General features: G+C 71.6%; 1 protein-coding gene. It reads left to right on the top strand.

Annotated features, from left to right (window positions below):
• Window positions 1-686: ATP-binding cassette domain-containing protein (locus tag LQT98_RS22845; protein ID WP_231465450.1), on the top strand; the 686-nt coding region annotated here is incomplete at both ends.

The raw sequence follows: 686 nt of genomic DNA, 5'->3' as shown, positions 1-686 counted from the left end.
CCACCGCCGCCGGCCTGGCCGGCCTGCAAGCGCCGCTGGACGCGCTGGCGCGCATCGAGGCCGGCAGCGTGGAGGCGCGGGATTTCGAGCTATTGGCCGAGCGCTGGGATCTCCGGCAGCGGCTGGAAAGCGAATGGCGGCGCAGCGGCCTGGAGCATGTGCGCGTGGATACGCCGGCGCAGACGCTCAGTGGCGGCGAGGCCAGCCGGGTGGCGCTCTCCGGCGCCATGCTCTCCGGCGCCGATTTCCTGATCCTGGATGAACCCAGCAACCACCTGGACCGGCCCCAGCGCCTGGCGCTGATCGAACAGCTGCGGCGCTGGCCGCGCGGCCTGCTGCTGATCAGCCACGACCGCCAATTGCTGGCAGAGATGGACAACATCGTGGAACTGTCGCCGCAAGGCCTGGCCAGCTATGGCGGCGCTTATGCCTTTTACGCCGCGCAGAAGGCGCAGCAGCAGGCCAGGGCGCAGTCGCTGCTGGAACAGCGCAAGCAGGAACGCCTGCGCGAAGAGCGGGCATTGCGCGAACAGCGCGAGCGGCTGGAGCGCAGGCAGGCGAGCGGCGAGCGGGGCCGGCGCGAGGCCAACCAGGCCAAGATCCTGCTGGGCCGCCAGCAGGAGCGCAGCGAAGGCAGCGCCGGCAAGCTGCGTCAGCAGCAGGACGCCGCGCGCGAACGCCTGGCG

Source organism: Chromobacterium aquaticum (assembly GCF_021129195.1).
Taxonomy (GTDB): Bacteria; Pseudomonadota; Gammaproteobacteria; order Burkholderiales; family Chromobacteriaceae; genus Chromobacterium; species Chromobacterium aquaticum.
The sequence above is the reverse complement of the archived record's forward strand: the minus strand, read 5'-3'. Positions and strand labels throughout refer to the sequence as shown.